Source organism: Micromonospora marincola, assembly GCF_056150385.1.
The window spans coordinates 1-14,650 of the sequence record NZ_JAXCFT010000014.1 but is presented as its reverse complement, the minus strand read 5'-3'; the positions used below and the strand labels follow the sequence as shown (position 1 = coordinate 14,650).

Here is a 14,650-nt window from a genome sequence, read left to right as displayed (position 1 = left end):
GGCCGATCGACCGTAACAGCGCCGGACGGGTCGGGGGGCTCGCACGGTTGATCCCGACAGCGAACGCCCAGCACTAAAAGCCATCGACTCCTGACTTTCCGTAGGACCCCACGGGCTTCAGGGGAACCCGATGATGGAGGGATGCTGGAGCAGATCGCGGTCAGCGGCACCGGCCCGATTGCGCGGCTCGCCGCCCGAGTTCTCTGTAGACGACTGAGGAACCCCTATGCCGGCTACGCCGCTGCGGTGACCCGATTGATGACAGGTGCGCGGGACGAGCGGGTCGCGGCGATGGCCGAGGAGGCCCTGGCCCTGGCCTGGGACAGCAACCAGGAGGTGACCAACGGCGCCTGGGACGGCCTGATCGCCACGCCGGGGCCGGCGTTGCGGTTCCTGCTCGCGCCCGCGCCGGACTGCCCGCACGAACCACGGGTACGACTTGTCACCGCACCACCGGACGGCAGACGGGTGCTTGGGGCGGCCCTCAATTCCACCGATCCCGAGTTACGCCGGACGATGGCCGACCTCCTACGCGTCACCAACCACCCGGTCCTTCTCGGTGACTTCGAGTACGCGCTGAGAAGCTGGCCGATGCCGCACAGTCCCCGGGACGTGAAGCTGGAGACCCGCGCGGTGCTTGATCTCGCGCTTACCAACACCCATCTGTGCCAGCCCGCGCCGGTCGGCAGAGAGCGCACGGGGCTCGCCGTCGTGGCGGTCCTGAAGAGGCGGTTCGACCTGCTCGACAGCTACGACCAGGCGTCCATGGTGTTTGAGTTGGTGGGCCTCAGCCACCGGGATTTCCCGGCACCGGCGACCGAGGGGTACCGCCGGTGGTTACGTGCCCTGGGTCCCGGCCCGGGCCGCGAGCAACTGTGCGCGCTCGTCATCAGTGGTTACTTCGAGGCGCTGACTGCCGTCGCGGACAGCGGCCAGGAGCCGGACTCGCCGTACCTGTTGCCGGCCTTTCTCTTCTGCACCGAGCAGTGGGAGCGGTACGACGCCCTGGACCCCGACGGCGCCCTGCTTGAGAACTACATCAACAGGGAGAACGACGACGTCGGAGGGTACTTGTGGACGGTCGCGGAACGCAACGGACGCGAATTGCCACACCCGCCAGGTCTCTCCGACCCCGGGTTCTGACTATGGGCGGGCGGCGCCGGGTCAATCAGCCTCCACCGGCGCTTCGCCGATACGATCCGTCCCAAGCCCACAGAAGCGATCAAGGCCATGACCAGCGTTTTGGCTGGTCATGGCCTTGATCGTGATGTGCGCCCGAAGGGACTCGAACCCCTAACCTTCTGATCCGTAGTCCGAACCCGTCGGATGCTCCCTACGCTGGGTAGCCCCAGCTTCGCGCGTATCGCTGGGTGCTGATGCGTGCTGAAACGCAATGCTGAGTATCTGCTGGTCGGGGCGAGACAGTACGTCGAAACCGAACGTCTGCCGCGAAGTCATCGACCATGCGCGACGTCCTGTGCTGGTCCTGAACGGAACGTGCTGAACAAGCGCCGAACGTCCGAGCACCAACAGAGCACCACCTTGGCTGGTAACCATCGACGCTGGCCGGCGTGTGACCGGCGCCGGTCGTGGCCTCGGCAGGGATCACGACTTTGCCGAGACCTGGGGGTCGGCGCCACCGGAGTTCCGGATCAGCTGTCGGAGAACCCTGAGGGCCGCGGCGTAGTCCGCGTCATCGATGCCTTGATGTATGCGGGCGCGGATCTCCGGCGTACGTTGCGCGAGGCCGCTGCGAGCACCTTCCCCTGCTTCCGTGATCGACAGCCTGCCTTCGTCGTCCCGGGTCAACCAACCGCGCTCCAGCAGAACCTCCGCCTCGGCGGTCAGGTCGTCCTCTGCCCTGAGGTACGACCCCATCGCTTGCCGGAGTTCCGGGACGGTCATCCCGCCGCCGTCCGGCCGAAGGTCGTTCCGGGAAAGATTGCGCAGCAACCAGAACTGGGGCTGGGTGAAGCCGTGTTCGGCGTGCCAGTCGCGAGTGCAGGCAATGAGGGACTCGTAGGCGACTCCCGTCCAGTATGCGGCTGGTTGAGCAGCAAGTTCGGCGTCGGACAAGTGCTGCGTCGTCATGTTCTCTACCTCCGATGGCGGCGCTGAGGGATGAAACGTCGGCGGGGCGGCCCGGCGGGCGCGGTGGTCGAAGCCGGACCATGGGGACGGGGAGAACGGCGGTGTCTCAATGGACAGTCCCGTACGCCCGCAGGAAGGCCCGGACACCGGCGGCGGTGATCCGCTCGGTCTCCTCCGCCGGCAGGGGAATGACGCCCCAGTACGACCGCTGCACGATCTCCGCCGAGGTCAGGGCCGTGAAGTGGGCCGCCGCCCGGGCCGGTTCGCCGTGCGTGTCGAGCAGACCGTGATCGGCGAGCCCGGCCATGACCCGGGTCAACTCGCGGGCGGCCGCCCGCGGTCCGCCCTCCTGCCAGGCGTCCAGCACCTCGGCCGGGACGTGACCAGCCTCTCCTTGGATGTGCCGGACCAGGGAGAAGTGGTTCCGGAAGTCCGTCAGCAGGGCGACCCAGGAGCGCGCCAGGGCCAGCAGATCGCGCTCGAAGTCCTCGGGCCGCGGTGGGCGCCGCGGATCCAGATACTGCCGCAACCGGGCGAGTTGCTCGTCCTTGACCTCACTCGCACTCCACAGCATGACCGCACGGAACAGCTCCGCCTTCCCGCCCGGAAAGTGGTTGTAGAGCGTGCGGGTGGAGGCACCGGCAGCCGCGGCGATCGCGTCGACGCCGGCCCGGGCATAGCCGTCCCGCCCGAAGACCTCGCATGCGGCGTGCGCGATCGCCGCCGCCTTGCTGCTTCGTCCCGGCCAATCTCGGGCGACCTCCTCCGCTGAGCGCGTACCGGCCATTGTCACCTCTCCCGCATGCCGTACAACGTTGGTTGTAGTTTTTACAACGACCGTTGTAGCTTAGCGCATGCGCCGGCATCGGCGCACACAGCGACGAAGTGAGGAGCACCGTCATGTCCGGCACCACCCGCACCCCCGACCCGGCAACCGCCGAGGATGCGATCCAGGTAGTGGTCATCGTCGGCAGCGCCCGCGGTGGCCGCGTCGGCCCGTCCGTCGTCGAATGGTTCACCCGCCACGCCGGCAGCCGCACCGACATCGCCCTCGATGTCGTCGACGTCGCCGACCTGGAACTCCCGGTCGCCATGCCCGGCTGGGACGGCCAACCGCAGCCCGCGCCCGCGACCCGGGCCGCCCTCGACGGCGTCAGCCCCCGGCTGGCCGCCGCCGAGGCGTTCGTCGTCGTCACCCCCGAGTACAACCACAGTTTCCCGGCCGCCCTGAAGAACCTCATCGACTGGCACTACGTCCAGTGGCAGGCCAAGCCGATCGGCTTCGTCTCGTACGGCGGGCTGGGCGGCGGGCTGCGGGCGGTCGAGCACCTCCGGCTGGTATTCGCCGAGTTGCATGCCATGACCGTGCGTGACTCCGTCAGCCTGCACGGCCCCTGGTCGGGACTTGGTGAGGACGGTGCGCCCCGCGACGCGGCGGTGTGCGAGAGAGCCACCAAGAACATGATCGATCAGCTGGTGTGGTGGGGCCGCACGCTACGCACGGCCCGCTCCGAGCGCCCGTACGGGAGGTGACGGCCGTGCGCGGCTCCTCCGTCCGGGCCGGGATGAAGGGCGTCACCGAGCACGATCCCTCGCCTCGGGCCGGCGGTCCCACCGGGGGCCCGGACACCGAAGCGTCCCGAGGACTGGCCGGTGTGCTCACCGTCGTCGTGATCGCCTCGATCATGGCCGTCCTGGACGTCACGATCGTCAACGTCGCCCTGCGTCCCCTGGCCGTGGCGTTCGACGCGCCGGTCACCGCCGTCCAGTGGGTGGTCACCGGCTACACCCTCGCCCTTGCCGCGGTGATCCCGACAGCCGCCTGGGCCATGGCGCGGTTCGGTGCGAAGCGGACCTACCTCGCGGCAATCATCCTGTTCACCACCGGATCCGCTCTGGCAGCGGCGTCCTGGAACATCGAGACACTGGTGCTGTTCCGGATCGTGCAGGGGCTCGGCGGCGGCCTGCTGGTGCCGGTCGGCATGGCGATGGTCATCCGCACCGCCGACCGAGAACGAATGGGCCGGGCGATGGCCGTGCTCGGCCTTCCGGTGCTGATCGGCCCGGCGAGCGGGCCCATCCTTGGTGGCTGGCTGATCGACGCCGCGTCCTGGCGCTGGATCTTCCTGGTCAACCTGCCCATCGGCGCGCTGGCGCTGGCGCTCGCGGCCCGCCTGCTACGACGCGAGGCGCGGCAGCCGGCACGCCGGTTGGACCTGCCGGGCCTGTTCATGCTGTCCCCGGGACTGGCCCTGCTGATCTACGGACTGTCCACCGGCGGCGGACGCGGCGAGTTGGCCACGCCCTCGGTGCTACTACCCACCGTCGCCGGGCTGCTGCTGAGCATCGGGTTCGTCGTCCGTGGCCTGACCGCCCGCGCCCCACTGTTGCGACTGCGCCTGCTGCGCGACCGGACTTTTGCCGCCGGCGTCGCCACCATGGTGCTGTTCCCCGCCGGATATTTCGGCGCCATGATGTTGGCCCCGATGTACTACCAGACGACGCGAGGGCTCGACGCCACCGCGTCGGGCCTGCTGGGCGTCCCTCTCGCCGTCGCCGTCGGCGTCTCGATGCAGATCGCCACCCGCCGGATAGACCGGACGCCGCCGCGACCGATGATCCTCTCCGGCATCTTGATCGCCGCGGCCGGCCTCTCACTGTTCGCCGCACAGGTCGGGCCCGAGACGCCGTACTGGCGGCTGGCGGCGGCGCTGGTGGTGACGGGGGTGGGCGTCGGCATGGTGTCGATGCCGGTGAACGCGACAGCAACCCGGGGACTGGCCGCGGAGGACGTCCCGTCGGGCAGCACCCTGCTGCACATCTGCTCCCAGGTGGGCGTCTCGATCGGGACGGCGATGCTGTCGGTGGTGCTGGCCTCGAACGTGGCGCACACCGGGGACGGCACCCGGTCCGCACCGGCGTTCCAGCACACCTACTGGTGGGCGGTGGCACTGCTGGCCCTGGCGGCGCTACCCGCGACGCTGCTGCCACGGCGGCGAGGGGGCACACCACCAGCCTCCACCCCGCCCACCGATTCCGACTGACCTGGCAGCCGCCGACCTTCGGATACAAGGGGATTCACCATGCCCACACCCGCTCCGCGGAACCCTCGTCCCCAGACGGGCCGTCATCGGCCGAGGTCGAAGACGGCGCCCGCGCGCCGCGCGGTTCCGGTTGAACATGGTTCACCGTCCCGGAGGCCTACCCTGCCGGTGTGGTGGTCCACGGCCGTCGCCGCACTCGGCCTGGCCGCCGGTGGTACCGCCGGTCCGCTGCTCGCCGGGCGCCTGCTCGACCCGAGCCTGGTAGGGCTTCCGGTGACGCTGCTGGTGATCGGCTCGGCGACGGCCGCGCCGGCGATGGGCTGGATCGCTCGACGTCGCGGGCGACGGCGAGCCCTCGCCGCGGGCTACGCCACCGGCGCCCTCGGCGCGGCGGCGGTCGTGCTCGCCGCGATGGGGAGCAGTCCAGCCCCGTTCCTCGCGGGGTCACTGCTGCTGGGCGCCGGCAACACCGCGATCTTCATGTCCCGCTACGCCGCGGCAGCAGAACTGAACGCCGGGCACCAGGCCCGCTCCATCGCCACCGTGCTCACCGCCACCGCACTGGGCGCCGTCGTCAGCCCGCTGCTGATCGGGCCGCTGGATCACGTCGCGGGCTCCTTCGGCCTGCCCGAATACACGGGTCTGTACCTCGCCGCCTGCGTCGTCTACCTCACGGCTGCCGCGATGCAGAACGGTGAACACCGACTCACCCCTGCCGGCGGCGACCCGCCTGACACCACCGCGGCCCGCTCGTCCAGATCCCGTTCCGCCCAGCGCACAGCCCTGATGCAACTCGGGTTGGTCAACTTCTTGATGGTCGCGATCATGACCGTCGCACCGGTCCACCTCGCACACCATGGCGCCGGAGCGACCACGATCGGACTGGTCGTCGCCGCACACGTGGCCGCGATGTTCGGACCCTCACCTCTTTCGGGCCGGCTGATCATCCTGACCGGTCCCCGTCGTACGTTCCTCCTCGGGATGGGCGTGACCGCCGCCGCAGGACTTCTCGCCGTGCTGCTCGACCTCGACCGCGCCACCACGGCCGCACCAGCCCTGGTGCTCCTCGGCCTCGGCTGGAACCTCGGCGTCGTCGCCGCGAGCGCCCTACTCGTCGCATCGCAAGCCGGACCCACCGGAGAATCCCGGGGAGAGATCAGTATGGGGCTCGCCGCAGGTGTGGGAGCCGCCTCCGCGGGCGCCGTCGTCGCCGCAGCCAGCCTTGCCTGGGTGTGGGCGGCGGCGACCGCTCTGGCGGCCGTCGCCGCCGTCGCCTTCGCCGCCTGCGAACGCCTGGGATCCGGCAAGCAGCCCAACGACATTCGTCTAGATACCACTGCTACTCAACGGCTTCGCTGACACCCGAGAACTATCGAGCACCCAGCCGACCACAAGGGACAACGCATCAGGGGTCTGACCGCCATACCGGCAGGTCAGACCCCTGATGCTCTTGTGCGCCCGAAGGGACTCGAACCCCTAACCTTCTGATCCGTAGTCCGAACCCGTCAGATGCTCCGCACTCTGCGTAAGCGGAGCAGCATGTGTGCTGCTGCGTGCTTGTACATGCTGAAACGGACGACCGCGTGTCTGCTGGTCAGGGCGATGACGGGAGCGGGGTTCCGACCTTCCGCAGGCGGCGGTCGGCCGCGCAGGACGTGCTGTGCTGGTCCTGTTCCGAGCGTGCTGGTCAGGTTCCGAACATCCGAGCACCAACGGAGCACCACCACGGCTGGTAACCACGGGCGCAGAGGACCCTTGCTGGTCGTCGCTGCGAGCGCGCACCGAGCGCCGGACAGCAGCCGGTCGATGAGCCTCCGTGAGACGCTCACGTTCCGAGGCTAGTCGGTCGCCTGCTGTAGATTGCAGTGTCGTGCTTCTCGTGGCAGCGAATCCGGAGCCCGTCGCGCAGCCCACGTTCTGGGAGAACGTCGTCTGCATTCTGTTCTTCTCGTCGATAGGCGTGCTGTACGTCTGCTACTACTTCGGCTTCCGGATCGACGCCAAGTGTCTCGTCCTCACCAAGACCACCCGCAAGCCCTGCATGAAGGACGGCAAGGTTCTCCTGGGCTGCCCAAAGCACAAGCGGCAGAAGATGGTGGCCTGGGTTCGCCATCTCGGCGCTGCTAGTTGGCTGGATCCTTGGCTTCACCGGTTGCACATCGTTCCGCCGTCGTTCGCGCCTGTGCCGTCGCCTCCGACACCGCCAGCCGTCCAGGGCGTCGCGTCACCAGTGGTGACCCAGATGCCTGGCAGGCGCATGGCGCTCGAAGCCCGTATCGCGTTGTGGGCTTTGGGCTTCGGCGTGCTCTAGGCGGTCACGGCCCTCGTCGCGCTCGCTGTCGATGTCGCCGCTGGCAAGTAGCGGCTGGCCTCCCGGAAGGGCGGACGCATACGTCGGCCGTTGTGGTCAGGTGGTGACGAGGTCCCGTAGGCCGGCGGGGTCGCCTGCCGCGATGTAGCGGAAGCTCTGTGGAGGGCGGAAGGGTGCCTGCTCGCGTAGGTGGTGCAGCGGTAGCGGCTCGTTGAGGCGGTTGACGGTGGTGAGGTGCAGGAGATGCGCGTTCGGGGCGCCGTCGAGGTAGGTGTCGTATTCATCGCGGTTGAGGCCGAACTGCTGGTGGAAGCGTCGCCATCCGTCGTCGGGGGCACAGACGGTGGTGGCGCCGAGTCGGGCGGTGCCGACGACGGCCATCTGTGGGGAACTGGCGTAGAGGATGATCGGTGTACCTGGGGCGGCGTTCACCGGGCGTCGTCGGATCTCGATGTTTTTGGTGCCGTTCAGGATGGCGGTGGCGAAGCGGGGGCGAAGCGAGAGCAGCAGGGTGCGCTGATGGCTCATCGGGCTCGGCCTTCCTGGTAGAGGGCGGCGAACAGCGCGGCGGTGATCCGCGTTGGTTGTTGCGGCGCGGTGGCCGGGCCGCCGTGTATGGCGGCGAGTCGGCGGAAGGTTTGCCGGGAGATCGGCCGCGGGAAGATCTCGGTGTTGGTGAACCGTAGGGCCTGTGCGTGGCCGTTGCGGGCGGCTCGGTGCACGGTGTTTCTGCCCCAGACGCCGAGGTGCTGAAAGCGGTCGTAGAGGTCGTCCGGTGGGGCGGTGACGACGGCGTCGAGTTGGGAGCAAGCGATGATGGCCGCTGGTTGTTGGGTGGTGGTGCCGCCCTTGCTCATGTACCAGAGCAGCCGTGCGGGAGCCTGCGGCCTGGTGCCGCCAGGGCTGCGGTAGTAGACGTGTTCCCGGCTGATGCCTAGGGCGTCGTGTCGGGGGAAGATGCTGGCGGGCACGCCGAGCAACTGGCTTGAGAAGGGCTGCTGGATGGGGATGAGGTAGGTCGGCAGCTCACTGTCAACGATCTTGGCCGGCCACCAGATGCGTTCGAGTTCGGCGGCGGCGACGGCGGGCATACCAGATCGTAGCGGTGCGGGTGCGGGTAGTCCGGCCATCTTCGCAGCGGAAATCGCGGCCGGTTCGACCTCTGCGGCGAGACCCACTGCGGCGATGGCGTAGCCATAGAGGGTGCCGTCGGTTTCCTGGAAACCGTCGTCGACCGCAGCAAGTCGCGCCTGGGGTGACATGTGCGGATCAGTTATCTGGATCATGGGGAGCGCGGCGTCTCGTGCTGACTGCCGTAGGCGGAACAGCAGCTGCCGGGCGAGGGTGTCGGCGAGCGGCTGGTTCGCCACGCGCAGCAGCGGCACTCGCAGGACGCCGGACGACTCGGTGGTGGCGTAGGCGGCGACGAGTTCACCCGTGGGTTGGAAGATGCCCAGCCGTTGGGCGCCGCTGACGGCGAGCTTATTCAAGGCGGCTTGGAGTTGGCGTGGCCGTTCCCCTGAAGGGTGGTTGCGCAGCGCTTCGATCGCCTGATTTTCGCCGCTGCGCAGGCGTCGCTCGACGTAGCCGGTGTCGAGGAGGCTGGCGGGCCGGTAGGACTCGGCGTGTGCCAGTTCGTCGATGTGGATGACCACGTCAGCGGGTCGCATGATGCGAAGGCCGTGCCGCTCGGCGACTTCGCCGTAGATCCTGGTGAGGTTCTGGTCGTTGGTAACGAGGACGTTCAGGTGGGCGGCAAGGGCATCGCCGACGTGCTGCAGGTCCAGCAGGTCTTGGGTGTCTTCCGGGTTCGCGGGATCCAGCGGGCGCATGTGTCGCTGCAGTTGTTCGATGATTCGGGCGCGGGCGGGGGGATCGGAGCGCACGGAGGGGAACGCCTGTACCCGGTCGGTGCATCGGGCGCGAAGATCGCTGTCCAGCCGGTCGATCTCGGTGTTCAGGGCCGCGGTGCGGACGATTTCCAGGAGCCCTACGAGGTGCGGTGCAAGCAGGGCATTCGACTCGTCGCCATTGGTGCGGCCGGCTTCGGTCAGATCGCGCACCACGTTCATGTCGATGGCAGCTCGGACCAGGACGGTGTCGGCGTCCGCGGAGAGCAGGTTGGGGTGGTCGTGGTCGCGCCACCAGTCGATCAACGGCTCTTTACTGCTGCCGCGGCCTGGGCGTTCCCCGCGCTGGGCGAAGCCGAGGCGTATCCACATCTCGCCGAGTCGGTAGTCGCGCCGACAGCGTGCGGCGATGCCGAGGTGGTCGTGGTGAAGACTGCTGACGTGCTCGACGAGGAGCCGGGCGATTCCCTTACCGCGCCAGTCGGGGTCGACGCAGAGGTGGCTGAGCCGTACCCGTCGACGCGCCAGTGCATAGAGGGCGTAACCCACGACGTGGTCGTCGGCGTAGGCCATGAGCAGGGTGCCTGTGGCCGCCGCATCGTCGTAGGCCGAGAAAGGCATGTGACCGAGGGTGGCCCGGGCGGCGTTGCCGAGCTGGATGGCGGCCTTGATGGCCTCCCGATCACCCGGACCAGGTGTGACCAGACGAATTGACGGCGAACTGTCGGCATCCCCCTTTGCCAGCATGTACGCAGTGTGCACGATCCACTGTGATGTGTGAAGGCCCTCGCGCTACGTCGTTACGCGGTGCGTATCGCGGGCCGCCGGAGGGCTGCGGCCCTGATGTCCTGACTCAAGTCCGGCTTTGACACCGGCCTGCGCACTGATCCGTCGAGACGTCTCAGTGGCCACGCTCTCCCTTACGCCACCGTTCGATCAATGTCGGCAGTTCGCGCCAGAGGTAGTCGTAGAAGTCGCGCATCTCGGTGAGGCGAGTTCCGGCGAGGCTGCCCTCGCCGGCCACCGTGATGCCTTCTTCGGCGGCTTCCCGCATGCTTCCGATCATCGCGTTCTGGCCGGACATCAGGGTCGCCCACGCGCCATCACGGAGCCGGAAGTGCTCCCGGCGACTGCCGGGGGCGGGCACTCGTTCGATCAACCCGACGGTGCCGAGGGACTTGATGGCGGTGGACACGCTGCCGGAACTGATGGCCAGGGTGTCCGCGATCTCGCCGGCGGTCATCGTCTCCTGCTCGGTGAACAGCAACGCCGCCAGCACTCGCGCCGTCATCCGTTGCAGCCCACCCTCGGCGAGGGTCAGTGCCAGTTTCTCCGCCGGACCACTCAAAGCCATTCGCACCCTCCCTCGCTCCATCGACCCGAAGCTTAACATCTTGCAATCTTCAGAAATCTTTGAACATTCGATACTCTGCAAGCTATGGCTGATGTGATCGAGCTGGAGAAGCTGACGAAGACCTACGGCCGCCGCAGGGGTCTGCGGGACCTCGACCTGTCTGTCGCCGAGGGTGAGGTGTTCGGCTACCTGGGCCCGAACGGGGCCGGCAAGTCGACCACCATCCGCGTGCTGCTGGACCTGATCCGACCGACCAGCGGACGCGCGCTGGTGTTCGGGCACGACCCGCGCCGGGACGCGGTGGCGCTGCACCGGCGGATCGGGTATCTCGCCGGCGAGTTCGTGGTCAACCCCCGCCAGCGCGTCGGTGAGTGCCTGACGTTCCTGGCCGACCTGCGCGGAGGCGTACCGAAGGCCCGCATCGGCGAGCTGGCCGGGCGGTTGGAGCTAGATCTGACCGCACGGATCAAGACCCTGTCCAAAGGCAACCGGCAAAAGATCGGACTGGTGCAGGCATTCATGCACCGCCCCGAGCTGTTGATCCTCGACGAGCCGACGTCCGGGCTGGACCCCCTGGTGCAGCAGACCTTCCTCGACCTGGTCCGCGAAGCCAGAGCCGACGGGCAGACGGTGTTCATGTCCTCGCACATCATGAGTGAGGTCGAGGCGGTCGCCGACCGGGTCGGCATCATCCGCGACGGCCACCTCGTCGCACTCGACACGGTGGCTCGACTCCGCGACCGCAGCGTGCACGAATTCCAGGTCACCTTCGCCGGCCCGGTCGATGAAACCGCACTCGCCGCCCTGCCGGAGGTGACCGGCCTGACCATCGACGGCACAACCGCAAGGTTCCGCCTCGCCGGAAGCCCTGACCGGCTCATCCGCGTACTCGCCCAGCAGCGGGTCACGAGCCTCCGCGCCACCGAACCCGACCTGGAACAGCTGTTCCTCACCTACTACCAGGCCGACACCGCGAGCAAGGAGACCACGCATGCCTAACCTGCTGACCAAAACGCTGTGGGACGGCCGGCGCGGCCTGGCCGGTTTCACCGCCGGCACCGCCCTGCTCGGGGCGATGTATGCCGGCTTCTACCCCCAGGTCGCCGGCGGCGCGATGGGACAAACCGTCCAAGGTTTCTCCCCCGGGGTGCGGGAGGCGCTGCGGATGGAGGACCTCTCCTCTGCCGCCGGCTACCTCGGCTCCAGCGTGTTCGGCATCATCGTGCCCCTGGTCGCCGTCATCTTCGCCATCGCCACCGGCACCCGCGCCATCGCCGGCGACGAGGAGGCCGGCTACCTCGATCTGCTCCTCACCCACCCGGTCAGCCGCACCCGGCTACTGCTGCACCGCTTCGCCGCGCTCGCCGCCGGCGCCATGCTCATCGCGGTGGTGGTTCTGCTGGCCATGCTGGCCGTCCGGCCCGGCGCACAACTCGACAGCATCACCGTCGGCCAGTTCACCGCCCAGTGTCTCGCCCTGGCCCTGCTGATCATCGTCTTCGGGACAATCGCGATGACCGTCGGCGCGGCAACCGGCAGCCGACCCGCCGCCTTGGCCGCTACCGCAGGCATCGCCGTCCTCACCTACGCCGCCAGCACCCTCGCCAGCCAGATCGGCGCCGACGGCCTCCGCTACACCTCCCCATTCCACTACTACATCGGCGGAGAACCCCTGCGTAACGGCTTCCAATGGGCCGACCTGACCATCCTGACCGCCATCACCGCGGTCCTGCTGACCACCGCAGTAGCGGCATTCAACCGCCGCGACCTGACCAGCTGACCCACAGCTGCACTCAAGATCGCCGGAGCGTGTCTCTGGCGGTGCCGCTGCCCCACGGCACGCGCTACCCGGCCTTCGACGAGAGTCACCACCCAGCCCTCGAGTTGGCCACCGCCCCACTGCTGGGTGGACCGCCGGAAGGCGCAGGTGGCGCGCCCCGGTCAATCTGCCCGTACCTGCGGGTGGGTCGACGTCGGTGGAACAGGTGAGTCCATCGAAAGGACGCGGTCATGGTGACGTCAGGTGTGATCTTCAAACGGTGCGGATGCCGCGACGACCAGCGGCGGCGATGGAGCAGTCCTGCCCCCGACTGGGCGAACGTGGCCACGGCACCTGGTACTTCCACTGCTCGGCGACCAACCTCATCGGCCGCAAAGAACGGGTCCGTCGCGGCGGCTACCCCTCGCAGGCCGCCGCCCGCCGTGCCCGCGACGGATGGCTGACCACGACCGAGGCGGACCGGACGGCGCAGGGCTGGACAGTCGAGCGGTGGCTGCGGCACTGGCTCGACAACCGCACGAAGATCCGCCCGACCACCCGCTTCCACTACACCCGCGACGTCGACATCGCCCTGATCCCTCACCTCGGCCGCTACCGCCTGGCTGACCTCGACGCCCCCCTTTTACGCACCGTGTTCGCGGAGATCGCGGCGACGAGGAACAGCAAGGGCCGCCCCCAATCCGCCTCGGCGATGCACCACCTACGCACGACTCTGCGGGCCGCCCTCAACCTCGCCGTCAAGGAAGGAATCCTGGACCGCAACCCGGCCCGACACATCGAGATCACCGGCTACCAGCAACCCCACGCCACCGTGTGGACCGACGCCCGCGTCGCGTCCTGGGAACAGACCGGCGCCCGCCCGCCGGTGGCGGTCTGGACCGCCGACCAGCTCGCAGAGTTCCTCAGCGCCGTCAACGACGATCCCCTGTTCGCCCTCTGGTGGCTCGCCGGCCTGCGCGGACTGCGCCGCGGTGAGCTGTGCGGGCTGCGGTGGTCCGACATCGATCTCGACCGCCGCACGCTGACCATCGAACGCAACCGCACCACCGCCGGCTACCAGATCGTCGAAGGCGCACCCAAGACCCCGGCCGGGCGGCGATCTGTCGCCCTCGACAAGCGCAGCATGCAGATCCTGCGCGTGCATCGCCGCTACGAGCAGGACCGAAAGGCGGAGGCAGCAGAGAACGGCACGCCCTGGACCGACAGCGGATACGTCTTCACCCGCTCAGACGGCAAGCCGATCAACCCGAACTACGCCACGACCCGGTTCCGCATCCTCGTCCGCCGAGCCGGGCTGCCCCCGGTGCGGCTGCACGACCTGCGCCACGGCGCCGCGTCGCTGGCCCACGAAGCCGGCGCCGACCTGAAGACCCTGCAGGATCTCCTCGGGCACTCCAGCATCGTGGTCACCGCCGACACCTATACCAGCGTCCTACCGCAGATCCAACGCCGCTGCGCCGACGCCACCGCCCAACTCGTGCTCAACGCCGCCCGCCGCACCCGGAAGAAGATCAAAGCCAGCGCCCGCAAGAACCGGCCCGATCGCGGCCCCAAAGCCGCCACCCCGGTGCCGACGAAACCTAAAACAGGTGCTCCGGCCCGGCCGAAGCGCAAGCAGGCTACAAAGCCGCAGGTCACGTCCCGACAAACCCGCGAGAAGGCCGTCTCCGGGGCTGCACCCTCATCGCACCCACGTGACACCCACTGTCCAGGTAGGCCAGACAGCACAAAGGGCCTGATCCGCGTTTCCGCAGGTCAGGCCCCTCTTGATCTTGTGCGCCCGAAGGGACTCGAACCCCTAACCTTCTGATCCGTAGGTGATTAGTCCAGCCCAGTCCGGCCACGTCCAGCTCAATCCGAACACGTTCTTGCTGGTGCGGGATTAGCGCGATGAACATCAATCGAATAAGCACTGGTAGATAGAGTCAAAAATCCGGCGCAGTCCAGCCTGGCGACCCCTAGTTCCCCGACGTCCGAGCACCCACGGAGCACCCCGATCCATCCGACCAGGGCCGATCCGGGTCGGGCGTTAGGGCCACGCTCCTCCGACGCGGGAGGGCGCTGATGGCGGACCGCGGCGCTCTGCCCGCCACCCGCAAGCGGTACGACAAGACGGTCCGCCCTAAAGGACGTCTCGTAACTCGGTAGCCGGTCCATGGTGGATCATGTCGGGGTGCAGGTGATCTCGGCGGCCCGCCAGGAGTGGATCTTACCGTTCAC

At 68.5% G+C, this 14,650-nt stretch carries 13 protein-coding genes; 8 read left to right on the top strand and 5 right to left on the bottom strand.

All coding sequences use genetic code 11. The features are described from left to right. Nucleotides 1–141 precede the first annotated feature (141 nt). On the top strand, nt 142–1,143 hold the full coding sequence (locus tag SM450_RS23730; protein WP_474621974.1) for a hypothetical protein: 1,002 nt from the start codon (nt 142–144) through the stop codon (nt 1,141–1,143). Nucleotides 1,144–1,605: 462 nt separating this feature from the next. Here the strand turns inward: SM450_RS23730 and SM450_RS23725 are convergent, their stop codons facing one another. Next, nucleotides 1,606–2,091, bottom strand: coding sequence for a MarR family winged helix-turn-helix transcriptional regulator (locus tag SM450_RS23725; RefSeq protein WP_474621973.1), 486 nt, complete (start codon nt 2,089–2,091; stop codon nt 1,606–1,608). 106 nt (nt 2,092–2,197) lie between these two features. Continuing rightward, the gene (locus tag SM450_RS23720) at nt 2,198–2,878 is read right to left on the bottom strand and encodes a TetR/AcrR family transcriptional regulator C-terminal domain-containing protein (RefSeq protein WP_474621972.1); all 681 of its coding nucleotides are present in this window, start codon (nt 2,876–2,878) and stop codon (nt 2,198–2,200) included. Nucleotides 2,879–2,991: 113 nt separating this feature from the next. Here SM450_RS23720 and SM450_RS23715 point away from each other — a divergent pair, with 113 nt between their 5' ends. The 4 genes from SM450_RS23715 to SM450_RS23700 all read left to right on the top strand — a co-directional run bounded on the left by SM450_RS23715 (nt 2,992) and on the right by SM450_RS23700 (nt 7,446). After that, nucleotides 2,992–3,624 carry an NADPH-dependent FMN reductase gene (locus SM450_RS23715; RefSeq protein WP_474621971.1) on the top strand — a complete coding sequence of 211 codons (633 nt, stop codon included), beginning with the start codon at nt 2,992–2,994 and terminating at the stop codon, nt 3,622–3,624. Nucleotides 3,625–3,629: 5 nt separating this feature from the next. Continuing rightward, entirely contained in the window at nt 3,630–5,135 is a 1,506-nt protein-coding gene (locus SM450_RS23710) for a DHA2 family efflux MFS transporter permease subunit (RefSeq protein WP_474621970.1), read from the top strand. 168 nt (nt 5,136–5,303) lie between these two features. Next, complete coding sequence (locus tag SM450_RS23705; RefSeq protein WP_474621969.1) at nt 5,304–6,494, top strand: MFS transporter; 1,191 nt, start codon at nt 5,304–5,306, stop codon at nt 6,492–6,494. 520 nt (nt 6,495–7,014) lie between these two features. After that, a complete protein-coding gene (locus SM450_RS23700; RefSeq protein ID WP_474621968.1) occupies nt 7,015–7,446 on the top strand; it encodes a hypothetical protein in 432 nt (143 codons plus the stop codon). A gap of 96 nt (nt 7,447–7,542) precedes the next feature. On the opposite strand, the gene SM450_RS23695 is transcribed toward SM450_RS23700, so the two are convergent. The 3 genes from SM450_RS23695 to SM450_RS23685 all read right to left on the bottom strand — a co-directional run bounded on the left by SM450_RS23695 (nt 7,543) and on the right by SM450_RS23685 (nt 10,650). Beyond that, nucleotides 7,543–7,974 carry an ASCH domain-containing protein gene (locus tag SM450_RS23695; protein WP_474621967.1) on the bottom strand — a complete coding sequence of 144 codons (432 nt, stop codon included), beginning with the start codon at nt 7,972–7,974 and terminating at the stop codon, nt 7,543–7,545. Beyond that, a complete protein-coding gene (locus tag SM450_RS23690; RefSeq protein ID WP_474621966.1) occupies nt 7,971–10,043 on the bottom strand; it encodes a GNAT family N-acetyltransferase in 2,073 nt (690 codons plus the stop codon). Before SM450_RS23690 ends, SM450_RS23695 begins: the two co-directional genes overlap by 4 nt. Nucleotides 10,044–10,197: 154 nt before the next feature. Continuing rightward, a complete protein-coding gene (locus SM450_RS23685; RefSeq protein ID WP_474621965.1) occupies nt 10,198–10,650 on the bottom strand; it encodes a GbsR/MarR family transcriptional regulator in 453 nt (150 codons plus the stop codon). Between the two features lie 84 nt (nt 10,651–10,734). Here SM450_RS23685 and SM450_RS23680 point away from each other — a divergent pair, with 84 nt between their 5' ends. The 3 genes from SM450_RS23680 (at nt 10,735) to SM450_RS23670 (ending at nt 14,240) form a co-directional block, all read left to right on the top strand. Then, nucleotides 10,735–11,649 (top strand): ABC transporter ATP-binding protein, encoded by a 915-nt coding sequence (locus SM450_RS23680; protein WP_474621964.1) that lies wholly within the window; start codon nt 10,735–10,737, stop codon nt 11,647–11,649. Next, nucleotides 11,642–12,430, top strand: a complete 789-nt coding sequence (locus SM450_RS23675) for an ABC transporter permease subunit (RefSeq protein ID WP_474621963.1) — start codon at nt 11,642–11,644, stop codon at nt 12,428–12,430. Before SM450_RS23680 ends, SM450_RS23675 begins: the two co-directional genes overlap by 8 nt. Nucleotides 12,431–12,626: 196 nt before the next feature. Beyond that, nucleotides 12,627–14,240 carry a tyrosine-type recombinase/integrase gene (locus SM450_RS23670; RefSeq protein WP_474621962.1) on the top strand — a complete coding sequence of 538 codons (1,614 nt, stop codon included), beginning with the start codon at nt 12,627–12,629 and terminating at the stop codon, nt 14,238–14,240. The last annotated feature ends 410 nt before the right edge of the window (nt 14,241–14,650 follow it).